Origin of the sequence: Kitasatospora sp. NPDC089913, assembly GCF_044748625.1 — a bacterium.
Classification (GTDB): Bacteria; Actinomycetota; Actinomycetes; order Streptomycetales; family Streptomycetaceae; genus Kitasatospora.
Genome location: NZ_JBIVGI010000052.1, coordinates 1 through 16,808 on the forward strand (window position 1 = coordinate 1; position 16,808 = coordinate 16,808).

The 16,808-nt window shown below is 72.9% G+C and carries 11 protein-coding genes; all 11 read right to left on the minus strand.

What is annotated here, in order from left to right; all coding sequences use genetic code 11:
• Window positions 1–131: 131 nt before the first annotated feature.
• Window positions 132–3,689 carry a DNA polymerase III subunit alpha gene (gene dnaE / locus ACIPYS_RS39100; RefSeq protein ID WP_093858685.1) on the minus strand — a complete coding sequence of 1,186 codons (3,558 nt, stop codon included), beginning with the start codon at window positions 3,687–3,689 and terminating at the stop codon, window positions 132–134.
• 130 nt (window positions 3,690–3,819) lie between these two features.
• Window positions 3,820–4,287: an SRPBCC family protein gene (locus ACIPYS_RS39105; protein ID WP_400755303.1), complete on the minus strand. Its 468-nt coding sequence runs from the start codon at window positions 4,285–4,287 to the stop codon at window positions 3,820–3,822.
• Window positions 4,288–4,399: 112 nt separating this feature from the next.
• Window positions 4,400–6,376 carry an RICIN domain-containing protein gene (locus ACIPYS_RS39110; protein WP_400755305.1) on the minus strand — a complete coding sequence of 659 codons (1,977 nt, stop codon included), beginning with the start codon at window positions 6,374–6,376 and terminating at the stop codon, window positions 4,400–4,402.
• A 149-nt stretch (window positions 6,377–6,525) separates the two neighbouring features.
• On the minus strand, window positions 6,526–7,725 hold the full coding sequence (locus tag ACIPYS_RS39115) for an FAD-dependent monooxygenase (protein ID WP_400755307.1): 1,200 nt from the start codon (window positions 7,723–7,725) through the stop codon (window positions 6,526–6,528).
• Between the two features lie 113 nt (window positions 7,726–7,838).
• Complete coding sequence (locus ACIPYS_RS39120) at window positions 7,839–9,359, minus strand: FAD-dependent oxidoreductase (RefSeq protein WP_400755310.1); 1,521 nt, start codon at window positions 9,357–9,359, stop codon at window positions 7,839–7,841.
• Window positions 9,356–11,239 (minus strand): squalene--hopene cyclase, encoded by a 1,884-nt coding sequence (gene shc / locus ACIPYS_RS39125; RefSeq protein ID WP_400755312.1) that lies wholly within the window; start codon window positions 11,237–11,239, stop codon window positions 9,356–9,358. Before shc ends, ACIPYS_RS39120 begins: the two co-directional genes overlap by 4 nt.
• Window positions 11,236–11,709 carry a DUF2834 domain-containing protein gene (locus ACIPYS_RS39130; protein WP_400755314.1) on the minus strand — a complete coding sequence of 158 codons (474 nt, stop codon included), beginning with the start codon at window positions 11,707–11,709 and terminating at the stop codon, window positions 11,236–11,238. Before ACIPYS_RS39130 ends, shc begins: the two co-directional genes overlap by 4 nt.
• A complete protein-coding gene (locus ACIPYS_RS39135) occupies window positions 11,696–13,333 on the minus strand; it encodes a flavin-containing monooxygenase (RefSeq protein ID WP_400755316.1) in 1,638 nt (545 codons plus the stop codon). Before ACIPYS_RS39135 ends, ACIPYS_RS39130 begins: the two co-directional genes overlap by 14 nt.
• Entirely contained in the window at window positions 13,330–14,271 is a 942-nt protein-coding gene (locus ACIPYS_RS39140) for a 1,4-dihydroxy-2-naphthoate polyprenyltransferase (RefSeq protein ID WP_400755318.1), read from the minus strand. The genes ACIPYS_RS39135 and ACIPYS_RS39140 overlap by 4 nt, the downstream gene beginning before the upstream one ends.
• Window positions 14,268–14,987 (minus strand): methyltransferase domain-containing protein, encoded by a 720-nt coding sequence (locus ACIPYS_RS39145; protein ID WP_093858678.1) that lies wholly within the window; start codon window positions 14,985–14,987, stop codon window positions 14,268–14,270. The genes ACIPYS_RS39140 and ACIPYS_RS39145 overlap by 4 nt, the downstream gene beginning before the upstream one ends.
• Before the next feature lie 247 nt (window positions 14,988–15,234).
• Window positions 15,235–16,224 (minus strand): polyprenyl synthetase family protein, encoded by a 990-nt coding sequence (locus ACIPYS_RS39150; protein ID WP_159424756.1) that lies wholly within the window; start codon window positions 16,222–16,224, stop codon window positions 15,235–15,237.
• Window positions 16,225–16,808 lie beyond the last annotated feature (584 nt).

A 16,808-nucleotide genomic window follows, 5' to 3' on the forward strand; every position in this document is an offset into this window, starting at 1 on the left:
CCCCGTTTGTTTTTGTGGGGGGGGTGGTAAACTTGGTGGGTGGGGGGGGGGTTTTTGCGGGGGGGGTGGTTGGGGGGGGGGGGGGCCGGTGATGAGCACCGGCCCGCCCCGCCTCCCGCCGCAGGGCTCCGTCAGCGGACGCTCGTACCCATCCAGGAGCGGTTGCCGAGCAGGGTCTTCACGTCGGAGGCGAAGCCGTTGTCGGGGTTCACCTGGAAGCCGAGCTCGTAGAGGGTGTCCTTGTCCCAGCCGGTGGTGAGCAGGCGGACGGGGACGTCACCGGGGTGGGCCTGGAGGGCGAGCTTGAGTTCGGCGACGACCCCGGGGGTGACCCGGGCTGCCGGGACGGTGATCTGGACCGGGGGCTTGGTGCCGAGTTCGGCGGAGGAGACGTCGAGGGTGGTGAGCTCCTGCCCGAAGATGCTCAGCGAGCCGTCGCGCTCGTTGAGGCGCCCCCGGACCGAGACGACGTTGTCCTCGACCATCTGCTCGGCCATCAGGTTGTAGGTGGCGGGGAAGAAGAGCACCTCGACCGAGCCGTCGCGGTCGGCGACGGTGATGATCGCCCAGGCGTTGCCGGCCTTGTTGATCCGGCGGTCCACGGCGGTGATGAGGCCGGACAGGCGGACCTCGCCCTCGGTGCGGCCCGAGCCGAGCAGGTCGACGATCGAGGTGTCGCGGTTCTGGGAGAGGATGTGCTCGGCGCCGTCCAGCGGGTGGCTGGAGACGTAGAGGCCGAGCATCTCCCGCTCCAGGGAGAGCAGTTGGCGGCGCGGCCATTCGCGGTCGGTGAGCTGGAAGTCCAGCCCGATGCCACCGCCCTCCGCTGCGTCGAGGGCGCCGAAGAGGTCGTCCTGGCCGATCGCCTGCTGCTTCTTCAGCCCGGTGACGGCGTCGATCGCGCTCTCGTGCACCGTGCTCAGCGAGAGCCGGGTGTGTCCGAGCGAGTCGAAGGCACCGGCCTTGACCAGGGAGTCGACGGTGCGCTTGTTGCACACCACCAGCTCGACCTTGTCCAGGAAGTCCGGGAACGAGGTGTACTTGCCCTTCTCGGCCCGGGTGGCCACCAGCGACTCGATGACCGGGACGCCGACGTTGCGCACCGCCTTCAGGCCGAAGCGGACGTCGCTGCCGACGGCGGTGAAGTCGACCACCGACTCGTTGACGTCGGGGGAGAGGATCTTGATGCCCATCTGCCGGCACTCGGCCAGGTAGATCGCCATCTTGTCCTTGTCGTCGGCGACCGAGGTGAGCAGGGCGGCCATGTACTCGGCGGGGTAGTTCGCCTTGAGGTAGGCGGTCTGGTACGAGACCAGGCCGTAGGCGGCGGAGTGCGATTTGTTGAAGGCGTAGCCGGCGAACGGGACCAGGACGTCCCAGACGGCCTGGATCGCCTCGTCGGAGTAGCCGCGCTCCTTGCAGCCGGCGTGGAAGGGGACGAACTCCTTCTCCAGCACCTCCTTCTTCTTCTTGCCCATCGCCCGGCGGAGCAGGTCGGCCTGTCCGAGCGAGTACCCGGCGAGCACCTGGGCCGCTCGCTGCACCTGCTCCTGGTAGACGATGAGGCCGTAGGTGGGGCCGAGGACGTCGGCGAGCGGCGCCTCCAGCTCCGGGTGGATCGGGATGATCTCCTGCTGGGCGTTCTTGCGCAGCGCGTAGTTGGTGTGCGAGTTCATGCCCATCGGGCCGGGCCGGTAGAGCGCGGAGACGGCGGAGATGTCGGCGAACTCGGTGGGCTTCATCAGCTTGAGCAGGGCGCGCATGGGGCCGCCGTCGAGCTGGAACACACCGAGGGTGTCGCCCCGGGCGAGCAGCTGGTAGGTGGTGGGGTCGTCGATCGGGATCTTCTCGATGTCGACGTCCACGCCGCGGTTGGCCTTGACGATCTTGATGCAGTGATCGATGATGCCCAGGTTCCGCAGCCCCAGGAAGTCCATCTTGATCAGGCCCATGGCTTCGCACGACGGGTAGTCGAAGCCGGTGATGATCACGCCGTCCTTGTCCCGCATGTGCAGCGGGATGAGGTCGAGCAGCGGCGTCGAGGAGAGGATGACGGCCGCGGCGTGCACGCCGGTGCCGCGGATCAGGCCCTCGATGCCCAGGCCGGTGTCGATGATCTTCTTGACGTCGGACTCGTTCTCGTACAGCGAGCGGATCTCGGTGCCCTCGTTGTACCGCGGGTGCTTGTCGTTGAAGAGGTCCGCCAGCGGGACACCCTTGCCCATGACGTCCGGCGGCATCGCCTTGGTGATCCGGTCGCCCATGGCGAACGGGTAGCCGAGGATGCGGTTGGCGTCCTTGACGGCGGCCTTGGCCTTGATCGTGCCGAAGGTGTTGACCTGGGCCGTGTAGGCGGAGCCGTACTTGTCGGTGACGTAGCGCACCATCTGGTCGCGCTGGCGGTCGTCGAAGTCGATGTCGACGTCCGGGGGGTTGATGCGCTCGGGGTTCAGGAACCGCTCGAACAGCAGGTCGTGCTCCAGCGGGTCCAGCTCGGTGATCCGGGTCAGGTAGGAGACCATCGAGCCGGCCGCCGATCCTCGGCCCGGGCCGACCGGGATGCCGTTGTCCCGGGCGTACTGGCAGATGTCGGCGACCACGAGGAAGTAGGCGTCGAAGCCCATCGGGGAGATGACGCCCATCTCCAGCTCGACCCGGTCCAGCACCTCCTGGCTCGGGTTGTCGCCGTAACGGTGCTTGAGGCCGGCGGCGATCTTCTGGCGCAGGAACGAGGCCTGGGTCTCGCCCTCCGGCACGTCGAACTGCGGCATCCGGTCGACGTAGGTGAACACCTCGTCGTACGACTCGACCCGCTCCGCGATCGCCAGCGTGTTGTCGCAGGCCTCCGGCAGCTCGCGGAAGAGCTCGCGCATCTCCTCGGCGGTCTTGACGTAGTAGCCGGTGCCCTGGAACTTGAACCGGTTCGGGTCGTCCTTGTTCTTGCCCACGCCGACGCAGAGCAGGCTGTCGTGGGCGTCCGCCTGGTCGGCGGTGACGTAGTGCGAGTCGTTGGTGGCCAGCAGCGGGATGTTCAGCTGCTTGGCGAGGCGCAGCAGGTCCTCGCGCACGTCCTGCTCGATGGACAGGCCGTGGTCCATCAGCTCCAGGAAGTAGTTCTCCTTGCCGAAGATGTCCTGGTACGCGCCGGCGGCCTTGACGGCCTCCTCGTACTGGCCGAGCCGCAGCCGGGTCTGCACCTCGCCGGAGGGGCAGCCGGTGGTGGCGATGATGCCGGTGGCGTTGGCGGCGATCAGCTCCCGGTCCATCCGGGGCTTCATGTAGTAGCCCTCCATCGACGCGAGCGAGGAGAGCTTGAAGAGGTTCCGCAGGCCGGTGGCGTTCTGCGCCCACATGGTCATGTGGGTGTAGCGGCCGCCGCCGGAGACGTCCTTGCCGCCCTCGCCGTCCGCGCTGGCCGGCCGCTGGCCGCCGGGCGACCAGAACACCTGCTTCTTGTGGAAGCGCGAGGACGGGGCGACGTACGCCTCGATGCCGATGATCGGCTTGACGCCGGTCTTGGCGGCGGCGTGGAAGAACTCGTAGGCGCCGAACATGTTGCCGTGGTCACTCATCGCGATGGCGGGCATGCCCTGTCTCTCCGCCTCCGCGAAGAGCTTGCCGTTCTTCGCGGCCCCGTCCAGCATCGAGTACTCCGTGTGGACGTGCAGGTGCGCGAAGCTGTCGGACACGGCGCTGTGCTCCTCGGGAGGGACGACGGTACGGGCAAGCGGTCCAGGTTAGTCGGTCGGCGGGGGCGACACGCCAGGGGTGTCCGGCAGTCCGGTCGTGCGGGCCGGTGGGCCCGGACGGTCGGGCCGGTCAGGCCGGGTGGTGGTCCGGCACGGCGTTGAGCTCGATCCCGTGCTCCAGCAGGGCCTTCATGGCGCACAGTGCGGTGGTGAAGCCGCCGACGGTGTCGTTCACCCACTGGACGGTCTCGTCCCCCGACCCCCGGAAACCGGTCTCGGCGACCTCGACGAAGGTGACGTCCGTCGCACGCGGGGTGAAGGTCAGCTCGACGGTCGTCGGCCGGTCGTAGTTGCCCCACTCGAACCGGATCAGACGTCCTTCCGCCACCTCCCGGACCCGCACCTCGGCCGAGGCCCCGTACGTCTCCCACTCCCAGCGCAGCTCGGCGCCCGCCACCATCGGTCCGCTGCTCCGGCTGTACCAGAACCGGGTCGTGACGGCCGGGTCGGCGAAGGCCCGGAACGCCTCCTCGGCGGGCCTGCGGACGGCCATGCAGGCGTACGCGCGGGGGGCCAGGGTCAGTTCGAGTCTCTCCATGCCGAGGATCATCCGCCGCCGCCGGTCGGGATCCAAGCACCCGGCCGCCCCCGCCCGCACGTGGTGCCGGGGCCGGTGCGGGGAGTCCCGCACCGGCCCCGGCGGCCGTCGGTCAGCGGAGCTGGAGCGACCACTCCTGCTTCCAGCCGCCCTCGCACGTCCACACGCCGAGCTGCTTGTGGTCGGAGTCGTGGGTCAGGCAGTCGTCGTCGGAGATCTTGATCCGGTACTTGCCGTTGCCGACGCCCTCGATCTGCCACTTCTGGTTGGAGGTGTCGCCCCAGGCCTGCTGCTCGGCCACGTAGGTGTCGGGGTTCTCGGTGAGGTTGTAGCCGAGGTCGTTGACGATCCGGTACCGGCCGCCGTCGAGCGGCTTGATCGTCCAGGTGGAGCCCTTGTGGCCGAGGATGCCGCCCAGGACCGGCGCGCCCCAGCTCGCGGTCTCGGTGGGGGCGGTGGCGCCCAGGCCGTTGTCGAGCTTCAGGAACAGCGGGCGCTCGGTCGGGACGGCGGTGCCGCCGCCCGTCGGGGGCTTCGGGTCCTTCGGGTCGCTCGGCGTGCCTCCGCCGCCGCCCGGGGTGACCACGCCGCCGGTGGTGGATTCGAGCACCCACTCCTGCTGCCAGCCGCGCTTGCACGTCCACACGCCGAGCTGCTTGAAGTCGGAGTCGTGGGCGAGGCAGTCGTCGTCGGAGATCCGGATCTGGTACCGGCCGTTGCCGACGCCGAGGAGCTCCCACTTCTGCTCGGAGGAGTTGCTCCACGGCTGGAGCTCGGCCATGTAGCCGCCGCTCTCGGTGAGGTCGAGGCCGTACGAGCTGGTGATCCGGTAGCGGCCGCCGCCCACGGAGGTGAGCTTCCACTTGGACTCGTTGCCGCCCCGGAGCCCGGGGACGACGGCGGCGCCGGCGGAGCCGTTGAGGGGGACGGCGCCCAGGCCGTTGTCGAGCTTGAGGGTGACGTCGGCGCCGTTGGACGGCGTGCCCGGGTCGGTGGTCGGCGGGGTGCCGCCCCAGGCCCAGTTCTGGTTCGGCGCGTCGCGGTTCGTTTCGGAGCCGCAGGCCCAGGCCGTGACCGTGCTGCCGTTGGCGGTGCGGCCGTCGTAGTCGTCGATGCAGACGTCCTTGGACCGGTCGTCCGGGTCCGTCATGTGGCGCAGGCCGCCGCTCGCGGACATGTGCCAGCGCTGGCCGGGGATCTCCAGGCAGTCCCAGACCTGGAGCTTGTTGCCGTTGGCCGCCCTGTTGTCGGCCAGGTCCAGGCACTTGCCGTTGGCGGCCCGGAGCTTGTAGCCGTTGTACGTCCATTTCTGGGCGTCACCGCCGTTGCACTGCCACATCTGCACGGGGGTGCCGTTCGCGGTGCCGTTCCCGCTGACGTCCAGGCAGGCGTGGTAGCCGGGGGCGCTGGAGTCGGGGGTCAGGCTGCCCGTCCTGCTGCCGTAGCCGGCCCGGGCGGGGAAGTGCAGGGTGCGGACGTCGCCGTCGCACTTGTAGGGCCGCGCGGTGCCCGACCGGCAGGTCCACGACTCCTTCTTGACGCTGTCGCCGTCGTTCCCGACGAACGCCCAGTTCATGTAGCCGCCGTCGCCCCGGTTCCGGAACGTCGACTCGCCCTGGAACACCCAGATCCGGAACTTGTCGTAACCGGACGGGTCCTTCTGCTCCTCCTTGTTCATGAAATGCTTGAGCTTGTAGGTGGTGTCGATCAGCACCCCCTTCATATCGGCCTTGTGCTCGTTCCAGAACCATTCCGTGTCGAACAGGTCGGTGCCCACGGTCTTGAACACCAGGACATTGAACCCGGGAAACTTCTGGCTCAGCTGGGTGGCGGTTTTCTGCGTGAACTCCGCGTTGTCCAGCTTGTTGGCGTTGGCGGCGCCGCGCATGGCCCGGATCATGTCGAAGCCGGCGCCGATCAGCGAGGTCATGCAGTTGCCGCCGCCCGGCACGGCCGGGGTGCCGCAGGTCTTGTCCACCGGATAACCGGGCGACGGCGCGGCCTCGGCCTGCGCGGTGAGGCCGCCGACCAGGGCGACGGCGGTGACCCCGCAGGCGAACGCGCGTTTCAGGCGGGACAGGGTTTTCATGGCGAATCGTCTTTCTGCTCGCGCCGGGGACCTTTTTCCTCCCGGCCGAGAAGGACGATAGGCCCGGAAATCCGGCGCCCGGCCGCTCCTGACGGCTTCCATATGGCGGGGCCGGGAGCTCTGCCCTTTCGTGCAGGATCCGGTCCGGCCTACCCGCCCCCGCCCCGGGCGTCGGCCCGGACGGGGGCGCCGTGCAGCCAGGCGACCCGGTGGTGGAGCGCGTCCTCGTCGAGCGGGCGCAGCAGTGCGTCGCGTGCCCGGGCGTCCTGGCCGGCCGGGTGGTAGAGCCGGGCGCCCATTTCGCGGGATAGCCGCTGGACACGCCCGGCGCGCTCACGGCGGGCGGCGTTGCAGCGCTCCAGCCGGTGCTCGACGTCGGCGGTCGGGGCGTCGGCGAGCTGGTCGCCGAGGGCGACGGCGTCCTCGAGCGCCTGGCAGGCACCCTGGGCGGCGTACTGGAGCATCGGGTGGGCGGCGTCGCCGGTCAGGGTCACCCGGCCGCGGGTCCAGACGTCGACCGGGTCGCGGTCGCACAGCACCCACTCGCGCCAGTCCTCGCCCAGCCGCAGCAGGGTGCCCGGGACGGGGCCGGGTTCGGGGAAGCGCCGTAGGACGGCGGCCCGCTCGGCCCGGCGGCCCGAGACCGCCTCGGTGGCGCCGTCGTCGAGCACCGCGGCGAGGTTGAGGCAGGATCCGCCGGCGACGGGGTAGTGGACCACGTGCCAGCCGGGGCCGGCCCACAGCGTCACGGCGTTGCGGCGCAGCCGGCGCGGCACCCGCTCCATCGGGACGAGGGTGCGGTAGATGGTGTGCCCGCAGGGGCGGGGCGGGCCGTCGCCCAGCAGCTGTGCCCGGACGGTGGAGCGGATGCCGTCGGCGCCCACCAGGACGTCGCCGGAGAAGCTCCGGCCGTCCGTGGTGGTGACGGTCACTTCCTGTCCGTCCTGGTGGTAGCGCCGCACCCCGGCCCCCGCTACCAGGTCGACGGCGTCGAGCGCCCGGCACGCCGTGAGCAACGGCGTGTGCAGGTCGCGCCGGTGCACGACCGCGTAGGGCTCGCCGAAGCGCTGCCGGTAGCGCCCGCCGACGGGCAGGGCGACCAGCTCGCGCCCGGTGGTCGCGTCCATCAGCCGCAGTTCGTCGACGAGCACGGCGCGGTCGCGGACGGCCCGGCCCACGCCCAGCCGGTTCAGGGCGTGGAAGCCGTTGGGCGCGATCTGGATGCCGGCGCCGATGTCGGTGAAGGCGTCCTGGCGTTCCAGGACGGTGACGCGGTGGCCGGTGCGGGCCAGGGCCAGGGCCGTGGCCAGACCGCCGATGCCGCCTCCGGCGACGAGTGCGTGGATCATGTCGTTCCCCCGTGTGTCGGTGCACCCCGTGTGTCCGTGCGTGTCCCGGGTCCGGGCGCGCCGGGCGCCGGTCCCGCCCGGTGGGGTGCGTCGTCCACCGGGCGGGACCGGTGCTACGCCCGGACGGACCCGTTCCCGCGGGGCCGGTTCCGGACGGCCGCGACGGCCGGGCCGAGTGCCGCCCGCAGCAGCCGGGCGAGCCGCGGCGGGACGTCGCCGATCGGGTCGACGCGCACCGCCGGCAGCTCGGGCCGCAGCCTGCGGCGGACCGACTCGGCCGCCACCAGGCCCGAGCGGACCGCCGCCTCCATCCCGGCCACGCCCGCCGGCGCGGCGCAGAAGTCGCCGGCCAGGTGGAGGTCGGCGAAGGCGGTGAAGGCCCGCGGCCGGTGGCGGGCCGAGCCGGGTCCGGGCGCGTGGAAGGGCGCCGAGGAGTGCGGCTGGTAGCAGATGTGCTCGATGTCCTCCCAGTCGAGGCCGGGGAGGTAGCTCATCAGCTCCTCCACCAGGATCTTGACGGCCTCGTCGTCGGCGAGGTGCCGGAGTGCGGCCACCCGGCCGACGACGCAGTTGAGCAGGCTGTCCCGGTGCCCGGGCCAGGTCTGCCCGACGTCGATCAGCGTGATCGCGTGCGGCGAGCCGACCAGGCGGATGTGCTCGTCGGGCAGCCCCGGCAGGCGGCGGCGCAGGTACAGGTGGAGGGCGCCCAGCGGACGGGAGGTCAGCTCCAGGATCCCGTGCGCCGGGCGCAGGGCCCCGGTGATCGCGGGGCCCAGGGCGGCCAGCCGGCCGTGCGGGATCGCGAGGACCAGTTGCCCGGTCACCGCCTCCTCGGTCTCGGTGCCGGCCGGGTCGCGCAGGGTGAGGGTGCGCACCCGGTGGTCGTCGGTCGTCACCGCGGTGAGCTCGCGTCCGGTCAGCACCTCGGCGCCCGCGGCCTCCAGCCGTTGCCGGAAGGGCCCGACGAACCAGTGCTGGAGGTCGCCGCGCGGCATCCGGACCCGGCCGGGGTGGCGGACGAAGGCGGCGATGCTGCCGCGGAAGCCGGCCGCCGAGACGGCGGTGCTCTCGGCGGCGCTGGAGGCGACGAAGAGGTGCTCGATGTCGGCGACCGCCGCGGGGGAGAGGTAGCGGCGACCGCGCAGGAAGTCGTGCAGGGACTCGTCGCGGGCGCGGTAGTCCTGGGCGAGCAGGTCGAGCACGCCGTAGAGGAACAGCAGCCGGTCGGCGGGCGGGGTGTCCGCGGTGCGGAACTCCGGTCCCGGGAGGAGCTGGTGGAACTTGCGGGTGGTGCGCAGGTTGTCGGTGAGGCCGAGGTCCCCGGCCAGGCGCAGCGTGTTGCGGTACCAGGCGGGGAAGATGTGGACCCCGTGGTCCTCGGTCCGGCCGTCGATCTCCCGGGAGCCGGCCATGCCGCCGAGTTCGGCCGAGGCTTCGAGCAGCCGCACGGGGAGGCCGAGCCGTCGCAGGGTCCAGGCCGCGGTCATGCCGGCGAGGCCGCCGCCCACCACGGTGACACCGTCGCTGCTCCCGGCGTTGGCGGCGGTCGTGGTCGTGGTCGTGGTCGTGGTCGTGTCGTCGCCGTTCGCGGCGTTCGTGGTCGTGCCGTCGCTGTTCCCGGCGTTCGCGGTCATGCCGTCCCTCCTTCGAGCGCGGCCCGGTGCGCCGCCATGGCGAGGACCGGATAGATCAGCCGCAGCAGGCTGTCGCGCCAGTACAGGCCGTCGTGGTGCACCACCCAGGTGTGCCAGGGCTCGGCCCAGTCGCCGTCGGCCTGCTGGGTGCGGACCAGGAAGTCCAGGCCGGCCCGCACCGGCGCGCTGTCGGCCCGTCCGGCGGCGACGAGCGCCAGCAGGGCCCAGGCCGTCTGGGACGGGGTGCTGTCGCCCCGTCCGATCCACTCGGGGTCGTGCAGCGCGCGGACGGACTCGCCCCAGCCGCCGTCGGGCCGCTGGTGGGCGAGGATCCAGGCGCAGGCCCGTCGCAGGGCCGGGTCGTCGGACGGCACCCCGCAGGCGGCCATGCCGGTGACGGCGGCGCTGGTGCCGTGCAGGTGGTAGCAGGCCCACCAGCCGGGCCAGGAGCCGTCCGGGTGCTGCCGGCGGCGCAGCCATTCGACGCCGCGGCGGGCCGCGGGGGACTCCGCGTGGCCGTCGGCGGCGAGCGCCTCCAGGACGTGACCGGTGACGTCGGCGGACGGCGCCTCCAGGAAGCCGATCGCGGCGAGCCGGTCGCGGCCGGGCAGCCGCCAGCGCAGCGGTTCGAAGGCGGCCCAGCCGCCGTCCTCGCACTGCTGGGACAGCAGCCAGCGGTGGGCGCGCCGGCAGGCCTCGTCGACGGCCGGGTCGGTGCCGCGCGGCCGCACCCGGCGCAGGGCCACGACGGCGAAGGCGGTGTCGTCGGCGTCGGGATTGGCGTTGTTGGTGAACTCGTAGGGCCAGCCGCCGGGGACGGGGTCCTTCGTCAGCACCGCCCAGTCGCCGAGTTCGGTGACCTGGTTGTCGAGGAGCCAGCGCACGGCCGGTCCGTCCGCCGCCCCGGCCCCGGGGCCGCCGGCCGCGGCGCTCGCGGACAGGGCGAGGGCGGTGTCCATGACGACGGAGGTCCACATCTCGATCCGGCGCTGCCCGTCGCGCTCGACCACGTACCGGTCGAGCGCGGACAGGGCGGCGACGACGCTCGGGTGGTCGCGGCGCAGGCCGGCCGCGTCCAGGCCCATCAGGACGTTCGCGGTCTGCGGCCAGTTGCCGCCCCAGCTGCCGTCCGTCTCCTGGGTGTCGACGAGCCAGCGGGTGGCCTTGTCGATCGCCCGGCGCCGCAGGGCGCGGACCGGCCGGCGGGCGTACCAGTGGCTGACGGCGGTCGCGCAGCGGACGGCCAGGGGCCTCGGCAGGCGCCGGGCGTCGGGCCGGCGGAAGAGCTCGCGGAGGTCGAATCCGGCGGGCACGACGGGGCGGCTCGCCATGAAGAGGCTGTTGGCGACCACGATGCCGCGGGCGGCGGCCCCGAACTGGTAGATGTTCCCGGGGAACCAGCTGGGCAGCAGCACGATCTCCGGCGGGACGAGCGGGATGTCGCTCCACGGCCAGAGGCCGATCACGGCCAGCCAGGCGAGCATGAGGAGGTTGTCGACGGCCTCGATGCCGCCGCCGGCGCGGATCGAGGCGGCCGCCGCGCGCATCGGCGGCTCGTCGGGGTGGTGGCCGGCCAGGCGCAGGGCGACGTAGCAGAAGACCGACAGCAGGAGTTCGTCCGGGCCCTGGTGGTAGGCGGCCCAGCCGCCGGTGGGGCTCTGCTCGGCGAGCACGGTCCGGGCGTCGGCGGCCGTCGTGCCGTCGTCGGGCAGGCGCAGGTAGTGGCGCAGCACGACCTCGCCCGCCTCGCCGATGAGGCTGGTCTCGAAGTCGCCCTTCCAGAAGCCGTCGGCGTCCTGGCGTCGGCGGAGCGCGTCCGCGGCCAGGGCCAAGGCGTGTTCGACGGTGCCGGGGATGCCCGGGGCGTCGGTGGTCGTCATCGCTGCGGGCCTTTCGAGGCGGGGGCGGGGTGGGTGGGCGCGGGCGCGGGCGCGGGCGTGGGGGCGGGGCCCGGGGAGGCGGGGCCGCGCGCTGCGGCGATCCGGGACTGGCGGACGTACATGAAGACGGAGAAGCTGACGACCAGCGCGAGCGCCGGCGCGCCCACGATGTAGGCCCAGACGTGGCGGATCCGCCACCGCCGGGCCTCGACCACCATGAAGGCCCCGAGCGCGGCCCAGGTCAGTGCCAGGTCGGCGTAGACGAAGTCGGACGCGAGGTTCCCGGTGGCGTCGCGCAGGAAGTTCCGCATCACGCCCCACGGGCCGGCGTCGGCGTTGCGCACGACGAAGGTGACGGCCATCGTCGCCATGACCAGGAAGCCGGCACCGCCGCACAGCGCGTACATCAGGCGCAGTGCGTGGTCCCGCCCGGCGGGCGTGCCCGGGACGGCGTGCTCAGGCGGTCGCATGCGGTGCTCCTTCCGGGGGCGCGGCGGCGGTGGTGGCGGCGGGTGCGGGTACGGGTGCCGTCGGGCGTTCCTCGGCGGTGCCCGGTGCCGTCGTGCCGGAGGCGTCGCGGACCCGCTCGTACCGGTAGTCGTCGAGGTCGAAGGTGCGGGCCCGCCACGCCGCCTCGTAGGTGGAGGCGGGCCGCACGGCCGGCGCGTCGCCGTGGCGGTCGAAGTAGTAGCTGTTCGTCCCGCGGCAGCCGGCGTCCGCGAAGACGGTGTCGCGCTGCCGGCGCAGCACCTTCGCGAACGAGGCGTCGTGCCGTTCGGGCCGCACCGCGGCCTGGGTCGCGCCCCGGCGGCGGGCCTCGCCGATCACCCGCAGCAGATGGGTGACCTGGTAGTCGATCATGCCGAACCAGGAGCCGCCGGTGAACGAGTACGGGCCGACGATGAACCAGAGGTTCGGAAAGCCCTTCACCGAGCTGCCCTCGTAGGTCTGGAACCGCTCGCTCGCCCAGAACTCCCCGAGTTCCCGGTCGCCCTGGCCGGACAGCGGGAACGGCGGCAGGTTGTCCAGGACGTGGAAGCCGGTCGCGAGGACGAGGACGTCCGCCGCCCGCTCGGTGCCGTCCGCCGTCGTCACCCCGCTCTCGGTGATCCGCTCGATCGGGTCGGTGACCAGCCGGACGTTGTCGCGGGTGAACGCCCGCCAGTAGCCCTTGGCGAAGGAGGGCCGCTTGCAGCCGAGCCGGTACGTCGGCGCCAGGGCGTCCATCAACTCGCGGTCTCCGCGCACCTGCCGGCGCAGATAGAGCCGGGAGAGCGCCTCCCCGCCGTGGACCAGGAAGGGGAACCGCCGGTAGTGGATCATGGCGATGACGAAGGAGAGCTCGGTGGCGGTGTCGGTCGCGAACCGGACCGCCCGCTGGGTCCACGGAGCCCGGGCGAACACGCCGCGCACGGCCGCCGGGACGGGCAGGTCGGGTTTGGGGAAGACCCAGGTGGGTGTGCGCTGGTAGACGTCGAGCCGTTGCACCGAGGGGGCGATCTCGGGGACGAGCTGGACGGCGGATGCGCCGGTGCCGATCACGGCCACACGGCGGCCGCGAAGGTCCAGCGAGGGGTCCCAGCGCGCGGTGTGCACCACCGGGCCGGCGAAGCGGTCGAGGCCGGCCAGCTCGGGGGTCTTCGGCCGGGTGAGCCACCCGGTGGCGCAGACCACGAACCGGGCCGTCAGCGCCGTGCCGTCGGCCAGCAGCACCTCCCACAGGTGCGCGGACTCGTGGTAACCGGCCCGCACCACCCGGGAGTTCAGCCGCAGCCGGGAGCGCAGGCCGTACCGGTCCACGCAGTGGTCGGCGTAGCCCTTGAGCTCCTCCCCCGATGGGAAGGCCCGTGACCAGGCCGGGTGCGGCTCGAAGGCGAAGGAGTAGGAGAAGGCGCTGATGTCGACGGCGACCCCGGGATAGCGGTTGGCGTGCCAGGAACCCCCGACGTCGTCCTGCTCGTCGAGCACCAGGAAGTCCTCGATGCCGGCCCGCAGCAGCCCGACGGCGGTGCCGATCCCGGAGAAGCCGGCCCCGATCACCAGCACCTCGTGGTCGGGCGTCCCGGGGTGCCGCGCCGCCTCGGCGGCGCTCACAGGGCAAGACCCGTCGTCAGCAGCGCCCCGAAGGCCAGCAGCAGCCAGCAGGTGTGCTCCAGCGCGGGGATCAGGTCGCGGCCCCGGGCCCCGCCCAGCACCCGGCGCAGCGGTCGGACCGCGACCGGGGCCGCGCCGAGCACCAGCAGCGCCCAGGGCCGGGCGGCCGCCAGCGCCGCCGCGGCGGCGAAGGCCGAGGCGACCAGCACCGCGTAGTAGATCCGGGTGCGCCGCTCGCCGAGGCGGACGGCGACGGTGATCTTGCCGGCCCGGGTGTCGGTGGGGATGTCGCGCAGGTTGTTGGTCGTCAGCAGCGCGCAGGCCAGCAGGCCCATCGGCACCCCGGCCGGGAGCGCCAGCAGCGGGAGCCGGCCGAGCTGGACGAAAGCGGTGGCGCAGACCGCGATGACGCCGTGGTAGACGAAGATGCTCACGTCGCCCAGGGAGCGGTAGCCGTACGGCCGGGAGCCGCCGGTGTAGAACCAGCCGCCGAGCCCGCACACGGCGGCGAGGCCGAGCAGCCACCAGCTGACCGTCACCGCCATGGTGACAGCGGCCGCGACGGCGACGCCGTACAGGGTCAGCCCGTGCCGCAGGACCCGCCGGGGCGAGGCCCGGCCGGAGCCGACCAGCCGGGCCGGGCCGAGCCGGTGGTCGTCGGTGCCCCGGATGCCGTCGCTGTAGTCGTTCAGGAAGTTGGTGCCGAGCACGAAGCCCAGGGCGAACACCAGGGTCAGCGCGGTGCGCCGGCCGTCGGGCAGGCCGTCCGGGACGGCGACGGCGGTGCCGACCGCGATCGGCGCCAGGGTGACCGGGAGGGTCTTCAGCCTGGCGCCGACCACCCAGGCGCGCACGGCGCCGCCGGCCGGCCGGGGCCGGCCGGGCGGCGCGGGGGCGGTGGGAACGGGCGCGGCGGAGCCGGAGGAGGGCGCGGTCACCGTTTCCTCCCCACCGCGAGGAAGAGCACACCGGTGGACCGGGTGCGGACCATCCGGACGTCCTCGCGGCGCCCGGCCAGGTAGCGCAGGCCGTCCCGCAGGTGCGGGCGCAGACCGAGGAGCCGTAGCTCCACGCCGTGCTCCCGGGCGGTGGCGAGCAGCCGTTCGCGGTTGACGAAGAGCCGGTGGTCGTGGGTGCCGGGGGTCGGCCGGCCCGGCAGCGGGAGGTTCTCGGCGAGGGTGACGGCCGCGAACCTGGCCGCCCCGGTGTCGGCGATGGTGTCCGCGATCAGGGTGCCGCCGGGGCGCAGCACCCGGCAGGCCTCCGCGACCACGGAGTACGGGTCCGGCACGTGTTCCAGGCACTGCCCGGCCGTGACCACGTCGAAGGACTCGTCCGCGAACGGGAGCCGGGACATGTCGGCCCGGGCGGTGGCGTCGTACCCGTGGGCGCGGGCCTGCCGGAGGGACTGGAACGACAGGTCGACGCCGACCACCCGGTAGCCCCGGCCGGCCAGGTGCGGGGCGAACAGCCCGCCCCCGCAGGCGATGTCCAGCAGCCGGGCCGAACCGTGCCGGGCGGCCGGCACGGCCGGGACGAAGCCGGCCCGGGCGCGGGCGATCCAGCCCAGCGGCGCGAGCGGGCCCCTGGGGTCCCACCACGCGTCGGCGAGCGGGTCGTAGTCGGTGATGAAGTCGCTGCGTACTGCTGGCACGACGCTCCTTCTGGACGGGCAGCGGTCCGGGCCGGGGCCGCGCGCACGGCGCGGCCCCGGCTCCGCCGCGCGGGTCGGTGGGTGTCGGGCGGACGGCCCGGGAGGGGCTCCGGCACGTGGGCCGGTCGGGTGGCGGGCGGACAGCCTGCGAGGGGCTGCGCCGCGCGGGCCGGTCAGGTGGCGGGCGGACGGCCCGGGACGGTTCCGGTGCGCGGACGGCCCGCGACGGTTCCGGTGTGCGGCCGGATCACGCGGCCGGCGAACGGCCCTCGGTCTCGGCGGTCGCCCCGGCCCCGGCGGCGGTGGCGTCGCGCAGCGCCCGGAGGGCGGGATGGCGGGACGCGAAGGTGTCGACCAGGTCCCGCAGGCAGCGCCGGACGATCGGGGCGTGCGCGGCCGTGGCCGGGTGCGACTCGACCGCGAGGAGGGCGTTGGCCGTGTAACGCTGCGCCACCTCCGCCGCCCGGGTGATCGCCCCCGAGGCGCGGACGGCCTCGACCACGGCCCGGCACCCCTCGGCGGACAGCGGCTGCGCGCTCAGTAGCGGCACCAGCACGTCCGGGGAGTCCTGGACGGCATAGATCACCGGCAGCGTGTAGACACCGTTCAGGATGTCCTTCGCCGGTTCCTTGCCGGTTTCCGTGCTGCAGATGTCGAGAATGTCGTCCCAGATCTGGAAAGCCATTCCCAGATCGTGCCCGAAGCTTTCCAGGGCCGATTGCGCGCCCTTGTCGGACTTTCCGCCCAGAACTCCCATGGAGGCGGCCGTCCGCAACAGGCGGGCGGTTTTTCCGGACGCGGCGGCGTAGTACTCCGGCTCGGTCCGCCGCGGGTCGTGCAGCCGGCTGGACTCCAGCATCTGGCCGACGCACATGTCGGCCAGGGTCTGGGCCATCGCCAGCAGGTGGGGGCGCCCCAGTGCCGCGGCGCCCTGCATGCAGCGGGCGAGCAGATAGTCCCCGGTCAGCAGGGCGGTCGCGGTGCCGTACTTGGCGTTGACGCTCGGCCTTCCTCGCCTGACCTGCGCGTTGTCTATCACGTCGTCGTGATGGAGGGTCGCGATGTGCAGGGTCTCGACGACCGCGGCGCCTTCGATGACCCGCCGGTGCGTGCGCCGGCCGGGTTCTTCGGCGAGCAGGTACGAGGACAGCAGGACGAGTGTGGGCCGCAGCAGGCGCCCGGAGTGCTCCACCGCGTAGGCGATGGGCTCCTCGATCCGGGAATGCGGCTGGGCCACCAAGGACTGGAGTGCCTCCCGGACCCGTACGAGGTCCTTCCGGAGCCATTCCTGAACGAGTGCGGATTCTTCGCCGGGTGCGGACGCGCGCCCAGCCGGAATCGATGTCGTCATCGTGAATTCCTTCCCCCGTGACCTCGCTCCGGAGGTCTCGAACAGGCTAAGCAGCCTTTCGCCGGTCGCACCAGGGGGCGTGGATTAATCCGCGACGGAGGGGGGCGGGGATGCGGAAATTCCGGCTCCGCTCTCACGCAGCGCGTTCCGCGGGCGGGATGTTCGGGCAGGTAGCACCCGCCCGGCGGTCACTCTCCGTGGTGGTTCCGCGGGATTTCGAGTGATGTGGATCACATTGACAGTCCCCCGAGTCGGTCCCGTCGGGGCCAAGGATCTTCAACCCGGGCATGGACGTTCCGGAACTCGTTGCCTAGAGTGAGGGCCGTCGGCTCCGGCGGCCGCCCAGGCGTGCCGCCCTCCCGGAGCCCGTGCCGGCCTCCGCCCGTCGGTGCGACCGTTCGCCCGGCACTCCGCCGCTCGCGCGAACACCGCCCCCGCACCGCGTCGTTCGCACCGCGTCGTCCGTACTA

Coding starts and splice junctions, on each gene's coding strand:
- ACIPYS_RS39105 (WP_400755303.1), bottom strand. CDS start 4,287: ATGGAGAGACTCGAACTGACCCTGGCCCCCCGCGCGTACGCCTGCATG.
- ACIPYS_RS39110 (WP_400755305.1), bottom strand. CDS start 6,376: ATGAAAACCCTGTCCCGCCTGAAACGCGCGTTCGCCTGCGGGGTCACC.
- ACIPYS_RS39115 (WP_400755307.1), bottom strand. CDS start 7,725: ATGATCCACGCACTCGTCGCCGGAGGCGGCATCGGCGGTCTGGCCACG.
- ACIPYS_RS39120 (WP_400755310.1), bottom strand. CDS start 9,359: ATGACCGCGAACGCCGGGAACAGCGACGGCACGACCACGAACGCCGCG.
- shc (WP_400755312.1), bottom strand. CDS start 11,239: ATGACGACCACCGACGCCCCGGGCATCCCCGGCACCGTCGAACACGCC.
- ACIPYS_RS39130 (WP_400755314.1), bottom strand. CDS start 11,709: ATGCGACCGCCTGAGCACGCCGTCCCGGGCACGCCCGCCGGGCGGGAC.